Annotated in this window: 15 protein-coding genes; 6 read left to right on the top strand and 9 right to left on the bottom strand. The window is 32.2% G+C overall.

Features of this window, described 5'->3' with window-relative positions:
• Positions 1-5: 5 nt before the first annotated feature.
• Positions 6-548 (bottom strand): YciI family protein, encoded by a 543-nt coding sequence (locus tag AC2D6V_RS04630; RefSeq protein WP_484646878.1) that lies wholly within the window; start codon positions 546-548, stop codon positions 6-8.
• Between the two features lie 10 nt (positions 549-558).
• Positions 559-1,029 (bottom strand): CYTH domain-containing protein, encoded by a 471-nt coding sequence (locus AC2D6V_RS04625; RefSeq protein WP_484646877.1) that lies wholly within the window; start codon positions 1,027-1,029, stop codon positions 559-561.
• A gap of 111 nt (positions 1,030-1,140) precedes the next feature.
• Between AC2D6V_RS04625 and dinB the strand changes: the two genes are divergently transcribed.
• Positions 1,141-2,253: a DNA polymerase IV gene (gene dinB / locus AC2D6V_RS04620; protein ID WP_484646876.1), complete on the top strand. Its 1,113-nt coding sequence runs from the start codon at positions 1,141-1,143 to the stop codon at positions 2,251-2,253.
• Between the two features lie 95 nt (positions 2,254-2,348).
• Here the strand turns inward: dinB and pyk are convergent, their stop codons facing one another.
• From pyk to AC2D6V_RS04595, 5 genes are all read right to left on the bottom strand, one after another.
• Positions 2,349-3,791 carry a pyruvate kinase gene (pyk, locus tag AC2D6V_RS04615; RefSeq protein ID WP_484646875.1) on the bottom strand — a complete coding sequence of 481 codons (1,443 nt, stop codon included), beginning with the start codon at positions 3,789-3,791 and terminating at the stop codon, positions 2,349-2,351.
• Positions 3,791-4,276 carry an IPExxxVDY family protein gene (locus AC2D6V_RS04610; protein ID WP_484646874.1) on the bottom strand — a complete coding sequence of 162 codons (486 nt, stop codon included), beginning with the start codon at positions 4,274-4,276 and terminating at the stop codon, positions 3,791-3,793. Before AC2D6V_RS04610 ends, pyk begins: the two co-directional genes overlap by 1 nt.
• 116 nt (positions 4,277-4,392) lie before the next feature.
• A complete protein-coding gene (gene rnc / locus AC2D6V_RS04605; RefSeq protein ID WP_484646873.1) occupies positions 4,393-5,133 on the bottom strand; it encodes a ribonuclease III in 741 nt (246 codons plus the stop codon).
• 7 nt (positions 5,134-5,140) lie between these two features.
• Entirely contained in the window at positions 5,141-6,391 is a 1,251-nt protein-coding gene (gene fabF / locus AC2D6V_RS04600; RefSeq protein WP_484646872.1) for a beta-ketoacyl-ACP synthase II, read from the bottom strand.
• Positions 6,392-6,403: 12 nt separating this feature from the next.
• Positions 6,404-6,637: an acyl carrier protein gene (locus tag AC2D6V_RS04595; protein ID WP_007647141.1), complete on the bottom strand. Its 234-nt coding sequence runs from the start codon at positions 6,635-6,637 to the stop codon at positions 6,404-6,406.
• Between the two features lie 185 nt (positions 6,638-6,822).
• On the opposite strand from AC2D6V_RS04595, the gene purN reads away from it, so the two are divergent.
• Positions 6,823-7,389, top strand: a complete 567-nt coding sequence (gene purN / locus AC2D6V_RS04590) for a phosphoribosylglycinamide formyltransferase (RefSeq protein ID WP_484646871.1) — start codon at positions 6,823-6,825, stop codon at positions 7,387-7,389.
• Positions 7,382-8,023 carry a ribonuclease H1 domain-containing protein gene (locus AC2D6V_RS04585; protein WP_484646870.1) on the top strand — a complete coding sequence of 214 codons (642 nt, stop codon included), beginning with the start codon at positions 7,382-7,384 and terminating at the stop codon, positions 8,021-8,023. The genes purN and AC2D6V_RS04585 overlap by 8 nt, the downstream gene beginning before the upstream one ends.
• Here AC2D6V_RS04585 and AC2D6V_RS04580 read toward each other — a convergent pair whose 3' ends face one another.
• Positions 8,024-8,644 carry a hypothetical protein gene (locus tag AC2D6V_RS04580; protein ID WP_484647530.1) on the bottom strand — a complete coding sequence of 207 codons (621 nt, stop codon included), beginning with the start codon at positions 8,642-8,644 and terminating at the stop codon, positions 8,024-8,026.
• Positions 8,645-8,786: 142 nt separating this feature from the next.
• On the opposite strand from AC2D6V_RS04580, the gene AC2D6V_RS04575 reads away from it, so the two are divergent.
• Together AC2D6V_RS04575 and AC2D6V_RS04570 are read left to right on the top strand one after the other, a co-directional pair.
• A complete protein-coding gene (locus AC2D6V_RS04575) occupies positions 8,787-9,713 on the top strand; it encodes a PfkB family carbohydrate kinase (RefSeq protein ID WP_484646869.1) in 927 nt (308 codons plus the stop codon).
• Positions 9,714-9,764: 51 nt separating this feature from the next.
• Complete coding sequence (locus AC2D6V_RS04570; protein WP_484646868.1) at positions 9,765-11,663, top strand: amidophosphoribosyltransferase; 1,899 nt, start codon at positions 9,765-9,767, stop codon at positions 11,661-11,663.
• A 683-nt stretch (positions 11,664-12,346) separates the two neighbouring features.
• Here the strand turns inward: AC2D6V_RS04570 and AC2D6V_RS04565 are convergent.
• Positions 12,347-12,955: a superoxide dismutase gene (locus AC2D6V_RS04565; protein ID WP_484646867.1), complete on the bottom strand. Its 609-nt coding sequence runs from the start codon at positions 12,953-12,955 to the stop codon at positions 12,347-12,349.
• A gap of 124 nt (positions 12,956-13,079) precedes the next feature.
• On the opposite strand from AC2D6V_RS04565, the gene AC2D6V_RS04560 reads away from it, so the two are divergent.
• Positions 13,080-16,217 carry a UvrD-helicase domain-containing protein gene (locus AC2D6V_RS04560; protein WP_484646866.1) on the top strand — a complete coding sequence of 1,046 codons (3,138 nt, stop codon included), beginning with the start codon at positions 13,080-13,082 and terminating at the stop codon, positions 16,215-16,217.
• Positions 16,218-16,271 lie beyond the last annotated feature (54 nt).

Here is a 16,271-nt window from a genome sequence, read left to right as displayed (position 1 = left end):
ACTCTCTATCTCAACGGAAATCCTTTTCCAGCCCACCAAGGATGTAATTCTATCTCTAATCTTCCTGCCTTTACCATAGGGTCTGCATTAGCTAAACTATCTGCCATTTTAAGTGTAGGCACATTATATATAGTTATTCCGCGGATATCACCATCATCACCAAAAGGTCCAGAAATATCTGCATATCCTAATTCGTACATTTTAGTTAAATGAGCCAAATGCTCTTTTTGAAGTTCAGCTGCTTCTTCTTCGTTCTGCCCACGAATTGGCCCTCTTTTTAAAAATGCAATAAAATATTGCTGCATTAAAACTGTATCCTGTGTTTTTTCATCAACATAATCAAAAGTCTTAAATCCTTTTGAGATTAATTCTTCTTTTATTTGTTTTGTTGACTTTTTAATCTCTTCAACTTCGATTGCTTCATTATCATTACTTTCTTCAATAACTTCCGTTTCAATTTCATTTAAATCGGGGGTTACTGTTTTAGCTTCTTCCTTGCAAGAAAAAAGAATGATAGATAACATTAAAGGGAAAATTAATTTTTTCATAATATTAAATTTATTGCCAATTCTTATACGGATGTTTACTTATCTGTGAATTATAATATTTTATATCTCCTGTCACCTCTTCTCCAAGCCAATCAGGTTTACTAAAAGTTTCATTTTTAGTATTCAATTCAACTTCTGCTATTATCAAACCTTCATTATCCCCAAAAAACTCATCAACTTCAAAAATATGAAACCCAACTTTTATCTCGTATCTTATTTTATCAATAATTCCTTTTTCACATAAGTTTAAAAGTGATTTGGCTTCTGTATCGCTAATTTCTTTCTCCCATTCAAATCGAGATAGTCCATCATTAGAAGACTTTCCTTTTACTGTTAAAAACCCATTTTCTCCTTTTAGCCTTACCCGAACCGTCCTTTCTTTATGAGTATTTAAGAACCCTTGAGTTATTCTAGTTTTTTGAAAAGCTTCTTCCTTGAAAACTTCAGAATTCACCAAAAATTTACGCTCAATTTCAACCATACTTTAATAACAGATTCAACTTTTATAATACCAAAACTCAAAAGTTAATATTTGGAATTTGGTTTTTGAAATTTAAGATTTTATTATTCAAAATTAGCATAATTTTGTTTTATGACTAGCGATTTACCAATTCGGAAAATTATTCATGTAGATATGGATGCTTTTTATGCTTCTGTTGAACAAATGGATAACCCTGAACTTAAAGGTAAGCCTGTTGCTGTTGGTGGTGGTGGAAAAAGAGGTGTGGTAAGTGCGGCTAGCTATGAAGCAAGAAAGTTTGGGGTAAAAAGTGCTATGGCTGGAAATTTAGCGGCTAAACTATGTCCTGAAATTATTTTTGTGAGACCTCATTTTGAAAGATATTCTGAAATTTCAAAAAAAGTAAGAAGCATTTTTTATAATTATACCGATTTGGTAGAGCCTTTATCCCTCGACGAAGCTTATTTAGATGTTACTGAAAACAAAAAAGGAAACCCGAGTGCCTCTTTGATTGCTAGTGAGATTAGAGAGCGTATTTTTAAAGAAGTTGGACTAACAGCTTCGGCTGGAATTTCAATTAATAAATTTATCGCTAAAATAGCCAGTGATTACAACAAGCCTAACGGACAAAAAACCGTAAATCCTGAAGAAGTAATTGATTTTCTTGAGCATTTAGATATTCGGGAGTTTTATGGAATAGGCAAAGTAACTGCTGAAAAAATGTATCAAAAAGGGATATTTACTGGGTTAGATTTAAAACTGAAATCTGCAGATTATTTAGAAAAACATTTCGGAAAGTCAGGACGGTCTTACTACAATATTGTTCGAGGTATACATAACAGCAAAGTAAAACCTAATAGAATTCGAAAATCTCTAGCTGCAGAGCGCACTTTTAGTGAAAACCTATCTAGCGAAATATTTCTGCTTGAAAAATTAGAACATATCGCTGAAGAGGTTTCTAAACGCTTAATTAAAAGTAATGTTGCTGGAAAAACAGTGACTCTTAAAATAAAATATAGTGACTTTACATTACAAACTCGCAGTAAAACATTGCCTTATTATTTAAGTGATAAAAGTGTTATTTTAGAAACGGCTAAAGACTTATTATATCAAGACACGTTGAGTAATTCTGTGCGTTTGCTGGGTATTTCTTTATCTAATTTAAATACTGAAATTTCACAAAAAAAAGTATCCACAGAAAATGATAAAAAAAGCGTAAGTGTTCAATTGAAGTTTGAGTTTTAAAAAAACACCAGTTCATTCAGGCAAAATGAAGAAAGCTATCAACTTAACTTTAAGTTGATAGCTTTCTAATTGTGTGAAATTTTAAAAATTATAATTTAAAAACTACAGGTTTTTATTTCGGTAACACGCAAGGTGTTAACCATTCCTTTTTCTTGAATTGGCATTGCCGCTAAGCTAATTAACATATCACCAACATCTAAATATCCTTTTTTACAGGCTATCGCATTCACATCTTCTATTGTCTCATCGGTACTTACAAACTTATCATAATAAAAGGCTTTTACGCCCCAAAGCAAACTAAGTCTTGTTAAAATTCGTTTGTTAGAGGTGAATACTAAAATATGACATGATGGTCTCCAAGCGGATATTTGAAACGCGGTATACCCACTGTTTGTTAACGTTGAAATGGCTTTGGCATTTATTTCGTTTGCCATATTTGCTGCATGATAACAAATGGATTTTGTAATATACCTATTCGTTCTAATATGTGGCGGTAATTGCGGGACTTGAATAAGATTTGAATCTTCAACACTTTTTAAAATATCCGACATCTGTCTGATAACTTCTATTGGATAACTTCCAACTGATGTTTCTCCCGAAAGCATCACGGCGTCTGCACCATCCATAACCGAATTTGCTACGTCATTAACCTCTGCTCTAGTAGGCGTTAAACTAGAAATCATAGTTTCCATCATTTGAGTAGCGATGATAACAGGTATTCTAGCTTTTTTAGCGCGAAGTACTAATTGTTTTTGAATTAATGGGACTTCCTCAGCTGGCACTTCCACACCTAAATCACCTCGTGCTACCATTAAACCATCACAATGTGCAACAATCTTATCTATATTCTCTACTGCTTCTGGTTTTTCAATTTTTGCAATAATTGGAATTTTATGGTCGCTATGTTCATTTATTAAATCACGAAGCTGCATAAGGTCTTCCGCATGTCTTACAAAAGACAAAGCAATCCAATCAACATCTTGACCTATTGCAAAAATTGCATCTTCAATATCTTTTTCTGTAAGTGCAGGCTGTGAAATATTTGTATTTGGGAGGTTTACTCCTTTTTTAGATTTTAAAGGCCCTCCTTGTATAACTTTCGCGGTTACTTCGCTTTTCTTGTCTGTTGAAACTACTTCAAATATTAACTTTCCATCATCTAATAGAATACGTTCTCCTGGTTTTGCATCTTGAGGAAAACGATCATATGTCATATAAACACGTTCTTTAGTTCCTTCAAAACGTTCACCTGTAGCGAAAATGATTTCATCATCTGGATTAACTACAACTTCCTCTTTCATAACTCCAACACGAAGCTTTGGGCCCTGTAAATCACCCAATATTGAGGCATTATATCCAAATTCATCGTTAAGTGAACGTATCATTTCGATTCTTTCGGTAACGTCTGCATAATCTGCATGAGAGAAATTTATTCTGAATACATTAACCCCTTCATCTAGCATCCCTTTTAATACATCTCGGGTACTTGAAGCAGGTCCTAATGTTGCTACTATTTTGGTTTTCTTTGTTCTTGGCATTAGTAAAAAATTAAATTGTCCTTAGATTTTAATTGACTTATGTCAATAGTATAGGCTGTTATAATTTGAGGAATGCTTAAAATTCGGTTTAGAATGTATCTTTCTTTTGTTTGATTATACTCATTATCGACTTTTAATAAATAGTTAACCTGTTTGTATTCCGGTACTAAATTAAATGTTTTGGTAATAGGTCCTTGTAAATCAAATAACGATTTTACATTACTATTTTGAATGTCTTCTCGCTTACTAATATTTGACACTAAGTTCCATGTAGTCATGTGCTTTTTATCTTCCCAACCAAAAATAGCATAGTTTGATTTACTATTATTAAAGTCTAAATCGTGTTTCTTTCTTACTAAATTTATTCCTAAATTTTTATTTAAAAGATAAGCGACTCGATAATCTTCTATGGTACAATGTATTCCAATTAAGAAATAATCTACCTCATCAAAAACATCATCAAGAATAAGTTTGTGAACAGCCATAACTTATAATTATCGGCGTAAATATAGTATTTCTAAAACTTATAGATGATACTAACTAACCGATGTTAAGAAGAATTGTAACTAAAACGTTATAGTGAAATTTATATAAAAACAACCTATAGCATTTGAGACATTTTACTTTGAAAAGCAAAAAATGCACGCTTAGAAGCTTTCTCTTCAGCTTTCTTTTTTGATGTTGCTCTAGCTTTGGCAATAATTTTATCATCTATAGAAAGCTTAACCGAAAAATGGCGTACTTCATCATTGCCAGTATCTTCATAAACATTATATCCAAAAGTTTTCTTTTCCTTTTGACACCATTCTATAAGTAAACTTTTATAGCTTATCACCTTACCTTCCAGTTTTTCAATATCTACATATGGAATAATAACTCGTTTAAAAATAAAGTTTTCACAGTATTTGTATCCTTTATCTAAAAAGATGGCTCCGACCAAAGCTTCAAACAAATTACCGTGAATATTGTCTCCAAACTGTCCTGAAGGGATTTTACTTTCGACTAGGTTTATAAGATTAAGGTCTTTACCTAACTCGTTTAAGTGCTCTCTACTTACTATTTTAGATCGCATTTTAGTCAAATAACCCTCATCACCACTTGGGACTTCAAGATATAAATGTGAAGCAATTACAGAACTTAACATGGCATCACCTAAAAACTCCAATCGTTCATAATTAACAGCATTTCCTTTACTGTCTTTTATATTCATAGAACGATGTGTAAATGCCTTTTGGTAAACCTTGATTTTTTTAGGTTTAAACCCAAGTATTTTAGTTAATTCTATAAAAAAATTCCCGTTTTGTTGAAAACGGGAATTTAGTATGTTACGAATGAGATTCATTCGGGATTTAATTAATTTTTTTGAATACTACACAGGCGTTGTGACCGCCAAATCCAAATGTATTACTCATAGCTACTTTAACATCTCTTTTTTGAGCTTTATTTAGTGTTAAATTTAATTCTGGATCAATGTTTTCATCAACGGTAGTGTGGTTTATTGTTGGTGGAACAATACCGTGTTGCATGGCCATAATAACCGAGATAGCTTCAATAGCTCCCGCTGCACCTAAGAGGTGACCAGTCATTGATTTTGTTGAATTAATATTTATGTTTTTTGCATGTTTTCCAAATACATTAGAAATCGCCTTTAACTCAGCCACATCCCCTAAAGGAGTCGATGTACCATGTGTATTAATATGGTCTACATCTTCTGGCTTAAGTCCAGCGTTTTCTAAGCAATTTTTCATTACTGCAATTACACCTATGCCCTCTGGGTGAGGTGCCGTCATATGGTAAGCATCAGAAGATAATCCTCCTCCAGCTAATTCAGCATATATTTTAGCTCCTCTTGCTTTAGCATGCTCATAATCTTCTAAAACTAGTGCTCCTGCACCTTCTCCTAAAACAAACCCATCTCTTGAACCATCAAATGGTCGAGATGCTGTTTCTGGACTTTCGTTTCTAGTGGACAGTGCATGCATTGCGTTAAAACCTCCCATACCAGCAATAGTAACAGCTGCTTCACTTCCTCCTGTAACGACAATATCACAATGCCCTAAACGTATAGAGTTTAAAGCATCAAACATAGCGTTAGCTGAAGAAGCACATGCTGAAACCGTGGTATAATTAGGCCCCATAAAACCATGCTTAATAGAAATGTTTGCAGGTGCAATGTCTGCAATCATTTTAGGAATAAAGAATGGGTTAAATCTTGGTGATCCATCACCATCAGCAAAGTTTAATACTTCCTGCTGAAAAGTTTCTAATCCACCAATTCCTGCTCCCCATATAACACCTACCCGCAACTTATCGACTTCTTCAAAATTCAATTTGGCATCTGCAATAGCTTCATCTGCAGCTACCATAGCATATTGCGCAAATTTATCCATTTTTCGAGCCTCTTTTCTATCAAGAAAATCGGTTGCATTGAAGTCTTTTAATTCGCAAGCGAACTTAGTTTTAAACTTCTCGGTATCATAATATGTTATAGGCGCAGCACCACTTTTACCACTAATTAAACCGTCCCAAAATTCATCTTTGGTGTTGCCAATTGGTGTTAAAGCCCCTAATCCTGTGACTACAACTCGCTTTAATTCCATAAAGTATTTTACTTATTTTGCAGCTTCTATATAAGAGATAGCTTGACCAACTGTAGCAATATTTTCAGCTTGATCGTCTGGTATTTGAATATCAAATTCTTTTTCAAATTCCATTATTAATTCAACAGTGTCTAATGAGTCTGCTCCTAAATCGTTTGTGAAACTAGCTTCAGTTACAACTTCGTTCTCATCAACTCCTAATTTGTCTACGATAATCGCTTTTACTCTTGATGCAATGTCTGACATAATCTTTTAATTTTAAGTTTTAATTAGTTGGCAAAAATAAAAAACTTTATTTTTAAAACACATCTTTACTATAAAAATGTGCTGGTAAATTACTAAAATAACCTTTAAGTATTTATATTTTCCCTTCTAATTGTTAATAATTATTCTTTTTTTTGTTCGAATAATAATAACATTATAGTCTGTAAATGAAACGTATTGTAATCTTTGCGTCCGGAAGTGGTACTAATGCTGAAAATTTAATTAAGTTTTTTCACAACAGCGATAATGCGTCTGTTATTCAAGTGCTAACTAACAATCCCCATGCCAAAGTTTTAGAACGCGCAAAAAAACTAAAAATTAGCGCACTAACATTCAATAGAATGGCATTTACAAAAACTAATGACGTACTCAATATTTTAAAAGCATCAAATCCAGATTTAATAGTATTAGCAGGGTTTTTATGGAAATTTCCTAAAAACATTTTAAATGAATTTCCTAACAAAGTTATAAATGTCCATCCAGCGCTTTTACCTAAATATGGAGGAAAAGGCATGTTCGGAATGCATGTTCATGAAGCGGTAGTTGAAAATAATGAAATTGAAACTGGCATTACTATACACTATGTAAATGAATATTATGACGAAGGTGCTATAATTTTTCAAGCAAAATGTGATGTCGAATCAAATGATACAGCTAATGACGTTGCTGCTAAAATTCATGGATTAGAAATGGAATATTTTCCAAAAGTGGTTGAAACTCTTTTAAATGAGTAAAAAGAAAAAAAAATACTATACCGTTTGGAAAGGACATCATACTGGTGTCTTTGAATCATGGGACGACTGTAAAGCTCAAATAAAAGATTTTCAAGGCGCTATATATAAATCATTTGCAACTTTTGAAGCCGCTAAAACAGCACTGAAAGGTCATTATAAAGATTATATTGGCAAAACTTCAAAATTTAAAAGTGACCTTACTGAAGCTCAACTTAAAAAAATAGGACTCCCCAATTACCACTCTATCTCTGTTGATGCGGCGTCAAGTGGTAACCCAGGTAAAATGGAATATCGCGGTGTTGATACCAAAACCAAAAAGCAATTATTTGTTCAAGGTCCGTTTGAAGAAGGCACAAATAATATAGGTGAATTTCTTGCTATTGTACATGGCTTAGCAATTTTAAAGAAAAATAATAGTGACAGAATCCTTTATACAGATTCTAAAACAGCAATAAGTTGGGTTAAAAAGAAAAAATGCAACACCAAATTAAAACGCAACGACAAAAACAAAGCCCTTTTCAATCTAGTAGATAGAGCAATAGAATGGCTGAAAACAAATACTTATTACACCGTTATTGTTAAATGGGAAACTAAAGCATGGGGAGAAATACCTGCGGATTTTGGAAGAAAATAATTACTGACGCCATTTAACCCAAAGCGTTATAACAGGGTTGTTAACATTTCCATTCCCGTCATTATTAATCCGAACATTAATATAATTTCCAGCAGAAAAATCTACATTCAATGTTGTATTTGTAGCTTCAGCCGCTACGGTTGTTATAGGTGTACTAGAAATATTTGCATTTCCAGTTCTAACTTGAATATCAAACTGTTTAGCTTGCGCACCACTATTATCGTTAGTCCTAACTGATGCATGTATAATTGTTCCATTAAATGGCATACGATACCCAACTCTATTATTGCTAACATTTCCAGCTGTCTTCATGGGCGTGTTATCAACATTTCCGTTTCTACCAAATGGAAAAACAGAAACCTCAACACTTAACCATTTATCTCTAACATCATCGTACAGATAAAGTTTATAACCATTTGTTGCATCTCCAATAACAGCCAACTGACCATCCGCATCACCATTTGGAGCAGATTGGGGATTTAATTGTAAAGCAGGAATTCCCGTGTTTGTTGTTTCTATTTCTAATTCTGAAGAAGGATCTGTAGTCCCAATACCAACTTGAGACCAAAGTATAGAAGTATTAAGACACAAAAAAAGTGCTATAATAGTGTTTAGTTTCATAGAGAGGCTTTAAATAAAACAATTTACCGTACGAAAATATAAAAATTTTATAACATAAGAAATTGCATATGATAGAGTTAGATTTTTATGCTCATTTTAATTTTAATCATATTATATTTGCACAAAAATATAACTCCTTTTCATGAGTAAATTAGTAATTGTCGGAACAGTGGCTTTTGACGCGATTGAAACGCCCTTTGGTAAAACCGACAAAATTCTAGGTGGCGCAGCTACTTTTATAGGATTAGCTGCTTCTCATTTTAATATTAATACTGCCGCTGTTTCTGTTGTTGGAGGAGATTTTCCACAAGCATATTTAGATTTACTTTCTAATAAAAATATTGATGTATCTGGTGTCGAAATTGTAAAAGAAGGCAAAACCTTTTTTTGGAGTGGGCGCTATCATAATGATATGAATTCTAGAGATACACTCGTTACAGAGTTAAACACCCTAGCAGATTTTAATCCAGTTGTTCCTATAAATTATAGAGATGCCGAAGTTGTTATGTTAGGCAATTTACACCCTTTAGTTCAAGCAAGTGTGTTAGATCAAATGGAAGTCAAACCTAAACTTGTGATTTTAGATACTATGAATTTTTGGATGGACTGTGCTCTTGATGATTTACTAAACGTTATAAAGCGAATAGATGTTATTACAATTAACGATGAAGAGGCAAGACAATTAACTGGAGAATATTCTCTTGTAGTAGCAGCTAGAAAAATTCATGAAATGGGTCCAAAATATGTAGTAATAAAAAAAGGAGAGCATGGTGCCTTATTATTTAATAATGACCATGTGTTTTATGCCCCAGCATTGCCACTAGAGGAAGTATTTGATCCAACAGGTGCAGGTGATACTTTTGCAGGAGGATTTGCAGGTTATATTGCAAAAACTGGCGACACTTCTTTTGAAAACATGAAAAATGCAGTTATTTATGGCTCAACTTTAGCGTCGTTCTGTGTTGAAAAATTTGGAACTGAGCGAATGCAAAATTTATCTGATCATGAAGTACACAAACGATTGTTGCAGTTTAAACAACTAACACAATTTGAAATAGAATTAACATAAACCAACGCGCTCAAAATTGAGCGCGTTTTTAATTTGAAATAAAACTCCAAAATGAGTGATGCTTTAAAACATGAATGTGGAATTGCAGTAATTAGACTACTAAAACCTCTAGAGTATTATAAGGAAAAATACGGAACTGCTTTTTATGGTGTAAACAAGATGTACTTAATGATGGAAAAGCAGCACAATCGTGGTCAAGATGGCGCTGGTTTTGCAAGCATTAAGTTAAATACCAATCCTGGCGAACGTTACATAAGTAGAGTTAGATCCATTGCTCAACAACCTATTCAAGACATTTTTGCTCAAATTAATGATCGCGTTAATAAAGAATTTGAAATACATCCTGAGTATAAAGAAGACGTAGCTGCACAAAAAAAGAATCTACCATATATAGGAGAGCTTTTATTAGGACATGTACGCTATGGTACCTTTGGTAAAAACAGTGTTGAAAGTGTACATCCGTTTTTAAGGCAAAATAACTGGATGCACAGAAATTTAATTATGGCTGGAAATTTTAACATGACAAATGTTAAAGAATTATTTAGTAATCTAATTGAACTAGGCCAGCATCCTAAAGAATATACCGATACCATAACTATTATGGAAAAGATTGGTCACTTCTTAGATGATGCCGTAAGCAAAATTTATAAGGATTTAAAAAAAGAAGGCTATAATAAAAGACAAGCATCTCCATTAATTGCTGAACGTTTAAAAGTATCTAAAATATTAAAAAGAGCTGCAAAAAATTGGGATGGTGGCTATGCTATGGCGGGGCTTATTGGTCATGGCGATTCATTTGTATTGAGAGATCCAGCCGGTATTAGACCAACATTTTATTATCAAGATGACGAAGTGGTGGTTGTAGCATCAGAACGCCCTGTAATTCAAACAGTGTTCAATGTGAAATTTGAGGATGTTAAAGAACTTGAACCTGGACATGCCATAATTACAAAGAAATCTGGAGAGGTTGCTATCAAGAAAATATTAGACCCACTAGAACGAAAAGCCTGCTCTTTTGAACGCATTTATTTCTCTAGAGGAAGTGATGCCGAAATATATAAAGAGCGTAAAAAGCTTGGTGAATTATTGATGCCGAAAGTTATAGAAGCCATAGATAATGACACCAAAAATACTGTGTTTTCATATATTCCTAATACTGCTGAAACTTCTTTTTTCGGAATGATTGAAAGAGCAGAAGCGCTATTAAATATAAAGAAAACAGCTCAAATATTAAATGGCCAACGTTCTCTTTCTGCTAAAAAAGTAACTGAGATATTATCTGAGCGCACAAGAGTTGAAAAGATTGCTATTAAAGACGTAAAACTTAGAACATTTATTACGGAAGATAGTAGCCGTGACGATTTAGTAGCTCATGTTTACGATGTTACTTATGGAGTAATAAAACCCCAAGATAACCTTGTAATTATAGACGATAGTATTGTAAGAGGAACTACATTAAAGAAAAGTATCCTTAAAATGTTAGATCGTTTAAACCCTAAAAAAATAGTTGTTGTTTCTTCTGCTCCTCAAATACGATATCCAGATTGCTATGGCATAGATATGGCTAACCTTGAAAGTTTAGTGGCATTTAGAGCAGCATTAGCACTTTTAAAAGACAACAATACTTATCATATTATAGACAATGTTTATAATAAGTGTAAAGCGCAAGAAAGTTTAGATGACAAAGATGTACAGAACTTTGTAAAGGAAGTTTACAATTCTTTCACAGACGAACAAATATCAGATAAAATTTCAGAATTACTAAGTGATGATTCTATAAATGCAGAGGTAAAAATCATTTTTCAAACTGTTGAAAATCTTCATCAAGCATGCCCAAATCATAAAGGTGATTGGTACTTTACTGGAGACTATCCAACAGTGGGAGGCAATAGGGTTGTAAATAAGGCTTTTATCAATTTTTATGAAGGCAATAAGGAACGTGCTTATTAATTTTAAAATATTAAATTTTTGTCAGTTAATCCATAAAACCTACATTTAATCTTAAAAAAATGCTGTTCATCTAAAAAATAATCAAATTCTAGCAAATACATCTACATTGGTACCACCATAACATAAGTAGGTTAAGTTCATGGTAGATTTGGGGCAAAAAAAGGTGAACTTCTGTTCGCCTTTTTTTATGCATTAAACTTACGTTCCCATATATTCTATAAAGTCCTCACATTAAACACTCAATTTCTTTTAAGCCGATATTTAAGTCGTTTAGCCAAAATATTTTAAGATATCTAAGTAGTAATATATATTCGAATCACCATAACATAAGTAGGTTAAGTTCATGGTAGATTTGGGGCTAAAAAGGTGAACTCTCGTTCACCTTTTTTTTATGCTTTGTTAATAATTATTGCTCTCCAATATTCACTCTCAAACTTCATCAAAACCCGTTTAAGCCAATATATTAGTAGTTTAACTAAAATATTTTTTTAAACAGTACCTCCTGCCTAAATTTGTTGTCACCATAACATAAGTAGGTTAAGTTTATGGTAGATTTGGGGCAAAAAGCTGAACGAAAGTTCAGCTTTTTCATTTTATATTACTTAAATATTTTGGTGTAAGTGCATAAAAAATCGCTTAAACATAAAGTCCAAGCGATTCTATTATCCAAAATATTTTGTGTTTTATTTTACCTCGGCGTAGCGTCTTTCAACTTCATTCCAGTTAACAACACTAAAAAAAGCATTAATGTAATCTGGACGACGGTTTTGGTAATTTAAATAATATGCATGCTCCCATACATCTAACCCTAAGATTGGTGTGCCACCACAACTTACTCCTGGCATTAATGGATTATCTTGATTAGGTGTAGAACAAATTTCTACCTTCCCACCTTTATGTACACATAACCAAGCCCAACCTGACCCAAAACGTGTGGCAGCAGCTTTACTAAAAGCAGCAATAAATTCATCTTTAGAACCATAAGCAGCTTCTATAGCGTCTTTTAATTCACCAGATAAATAACCTCTATCATCAGGATTCATAACTGTCCAAAATAATGAGTGATTAAAAAATCCTCCTCCATTATTTCTAACAGCTCCATTATTCATATCTAAATTTGCAAGAATATCTTCAATAGATTTTTCTTCTAAATCGGTTCCTGCAATAGCATTATTTAAGTTATTAGTATATCCTTGATGATGCTTTGTATGGTGTATCTCCATAGTTCTTGCATCTATATGAGGTTCTAAGGCATCATAGGCATATCCTAAATTTGGTAATTCAAAAGCCATAATTTTTTGTTTTAAATATTAGTATTTATTTTCATTCAAATTTACACATAAAACAGGTCAATTAAAAATAATATATTGCTATGGAACCATCGATAGTTTTTATCTTGTATGCAAATTATTCTTCATGCCAATAAATCATTCTTTCACAATATATAATGCCTCTGCAGGAAGCGGGAAGACCTATACCCTTGTAAAAGAATATTTGAAAATTTTATTCCAATCTAATAACAATAAGCTTTTTAAGCGCATACTGGCTATTACTTTCACAAATAAGGCTGTGGCCGAAATGAAAGAACGTATAATAGATACATTAAAAACGTTTTCAGATGAATCAATTCTGGTTCAACATGATAGCATGTTTGATTCAATTTGTGAAGAATTGCAAATAGAGCCAAAGCTGCTTCACGATAAATCGGAAAAATTATTAAACAATATAGTACATAACTATGCAGCTTTCGATATTAGCACTATTGATGGTTTTACGCATAAACTAATTAGAACATTTGCTTTCGACCTAAAGCTACCATTAAATTTTGAAGTAGAACTAGATCAGGATGCAATGCTTAGCGAAGCTGTAGAAAGTTTAATTGCTAAAGCTGGCACAAATAAAATGCTTACTAAAACGCTTGTGGATTTTGCAATTGAAAAAGCGGATGACGACAAAAGTTGGGATGTATCTTTAGATTTTAATAAGATTGCGAAACTCCTAGTTAATGAAAACGATATGTTTTTTATAGCATCTTTAAAAGACAAAACCTTAGATGACTTTAAAGAACTTAAGGCGCAATTGCGAGTAGAAATTTCAAGCACTGAACAAACCACTATTGAGAAGGCTCAAAATGTACTTTCCTTAATTGAAGAAGCTGGCTTAGAACATACAGATTTTAGTAGAGGAACGCTTCCAAATCATTTTAAAAAAGCTTCAAAATTAGATTTAAATAACCTTTACGACAACAAGCTAGAAGAAAATATATCTGAAAGAAAAAGCATTTATAACAAAACTTTAGATCCTGATTTAGCAAGCACTATCGAATCGTTATTGCCTGAAATTGAAGTCGAATTCAAAAGAATTAAAACAGATGTTTATCATTTAAAATTCTTAAAAGCATTCTATAGAAATATCACACCGCTATCTGTTTTAAATGCTATAAATAAAGAATTACAAGCGCTTAAAGTAGAGCAAAACAAAATGCTTATTTCAGAATTTAACTCTATTATAAGTGACGAAATAAAAAACCAGCCAACTCCTTTTATTTATGAACGGTTAGGCGAAAAATTTAAGCACTATTTCATTGATGAGTTTCAGGACACATCAATCATGCAATGGGAAAACTTAATTCCGCTGCTTGACAATTCCTTGTCAGGCATTAATGGTAGCACAATGTTAGTAGGCGATGCGAAACAAGCTATTTATCGTTGGCGTGGTGGTAAAGCAGAACAGTTTATAGATTTATTTAATAAAAAAACATCTCCCTTCCAAGTAAAGCAAAATGTTAAAAATCTTGAAAATAATTATAGGAGTTTTAAAGAAATTGTGAACTTTAACAATAGTTTCTTCAATTTTTTAGCGAATACTGCACTTATTACAGATGAACATAAAGACCTTTATGAAAGGTCTCAACAAAATATAACCAAAGAGAAAGATGGCTATGTAGAATTGTCATTTTTAGAAATTACAAAGGATGATGATAGAGACGAATTATTCCCAGAACAGGTTTTAAATAAGATTAAAACTTGTCTTAATAACGGGTTTCTGCTTGAAGATATTTGCGTTTTAGTTAGAAAGAAAAAGGAAGGAGTAGCTGTTGCAAATTATTTAAGCCAACATAGCATCCCTATTATTTCTTCCGAAACCCTACTTATTAATAACTCCAAAGAGGTCGTTTTTATAAATGACTTATTAGGTCTTTTAATTCAGCCAAAAAACAATGACATAAAAATAAAGGTTTTAAATTACCTTGTATTTTTATTCAATATTAAAGACAAACATAATTTTTTCATCAATCACATAAATCTTCCATTAGCTGAATTATTTAAAAGCCTCGTGAATTATAACATATTTATTAACAGCAACAGTTTATTGCAACTTTCGCTTTATGATTTAACAGAGGATATTATTAGAAGTTTCGATTTGGTTAAAAAATCTAATGCTTATATTCAGTTTTTTCTCGATATCGTTCTTGATTTTTCACAAAAAAAAGGGTCTGATATATCAGGATTCTTAGATTACTTCGAAAAGAAAAAAGAAAGTTTAAGTGTTATATCCCCAAAAGGGCAAAATGCTGTCCAAATTATGACTATTCATAAATCGAAAGGACTGGAATTTCCTGTGGTAATATTCCCTTATGCCGATTTAGATATTTATCGGGAGCTAGAACCTAGGGAATGGTTTAAACTAGATAAGGGAAAATACAATGGTTTTTCATATACCCTATTAAATTACAACAAAGATTTTGAGCAATTTGGAGAGGAAGGGTTTGACATTTATAATAGACACCAATCTGAATTAGAATTAGATAATATTAATTTATTATATGTAACCTTAACAAGAGCTATAGAGCAATTATATGTTGTATCAACTAAAGATGCATCTTCAAAAGGTGTTGTAAACGATAAAAAATATTCAGGTTTGTTGATTAATTACTTAAAAGAAGCAGGTCTTTGGAATGAATTAGGGTTAACATATCAATTTGGAAATCAACAAAAAGTTTCAGCAATTGCAGAAATTGAAGATAATACATGTTTAACACATGAATTTATTTCAACTTCAAAAGAAGATCATAATATTAAGGTCGTTACTAAATCCGGCTATTTATGGGATACCAATCAGCAAGAAGCTATAGAAAAAGGGAATCTTATTCATAATATCATGGCGCAAATTTATACTCAAGATGATGTTGAACTTGTTATTAATAATTTTATAAAGTCATCAGTCATAGATAAAAACCAAGCTTACTTAATTAAAAAAACTATTTTAACTATTATTAATCATCCTAAACTCCAAGAATATTATAGTTCAAATTACACTATATATAATGAACGTGATATTATATGCAAAAACGGAATGATTCTAAGACCAGATAGGGTTTGCTTAAATCATAAAAATGAAGTTATTATTATGGACTATAAAACCGGAGCTGAAAACAAAAAACATGCACAACAATTACAGATTTATCAAGATGTATTAGAAAACATGGGGATACAAGTTATAAACAAGCTTCTTATATATATAAATAATGATATAAATATAACTGTCCTTTAGATGGTATCAAGCTACCACAAGATAATAAGATGATTTTGTAATATCTAGTCACTC

The organism is Algibacter sp. YIN40 (assembly GCF_057219435.1).
The sequence above is the reverse complement of the archived record's forward strand: the minus strand, read 5'-3'. Positions and strand labels throughout refer to the sequence as shown.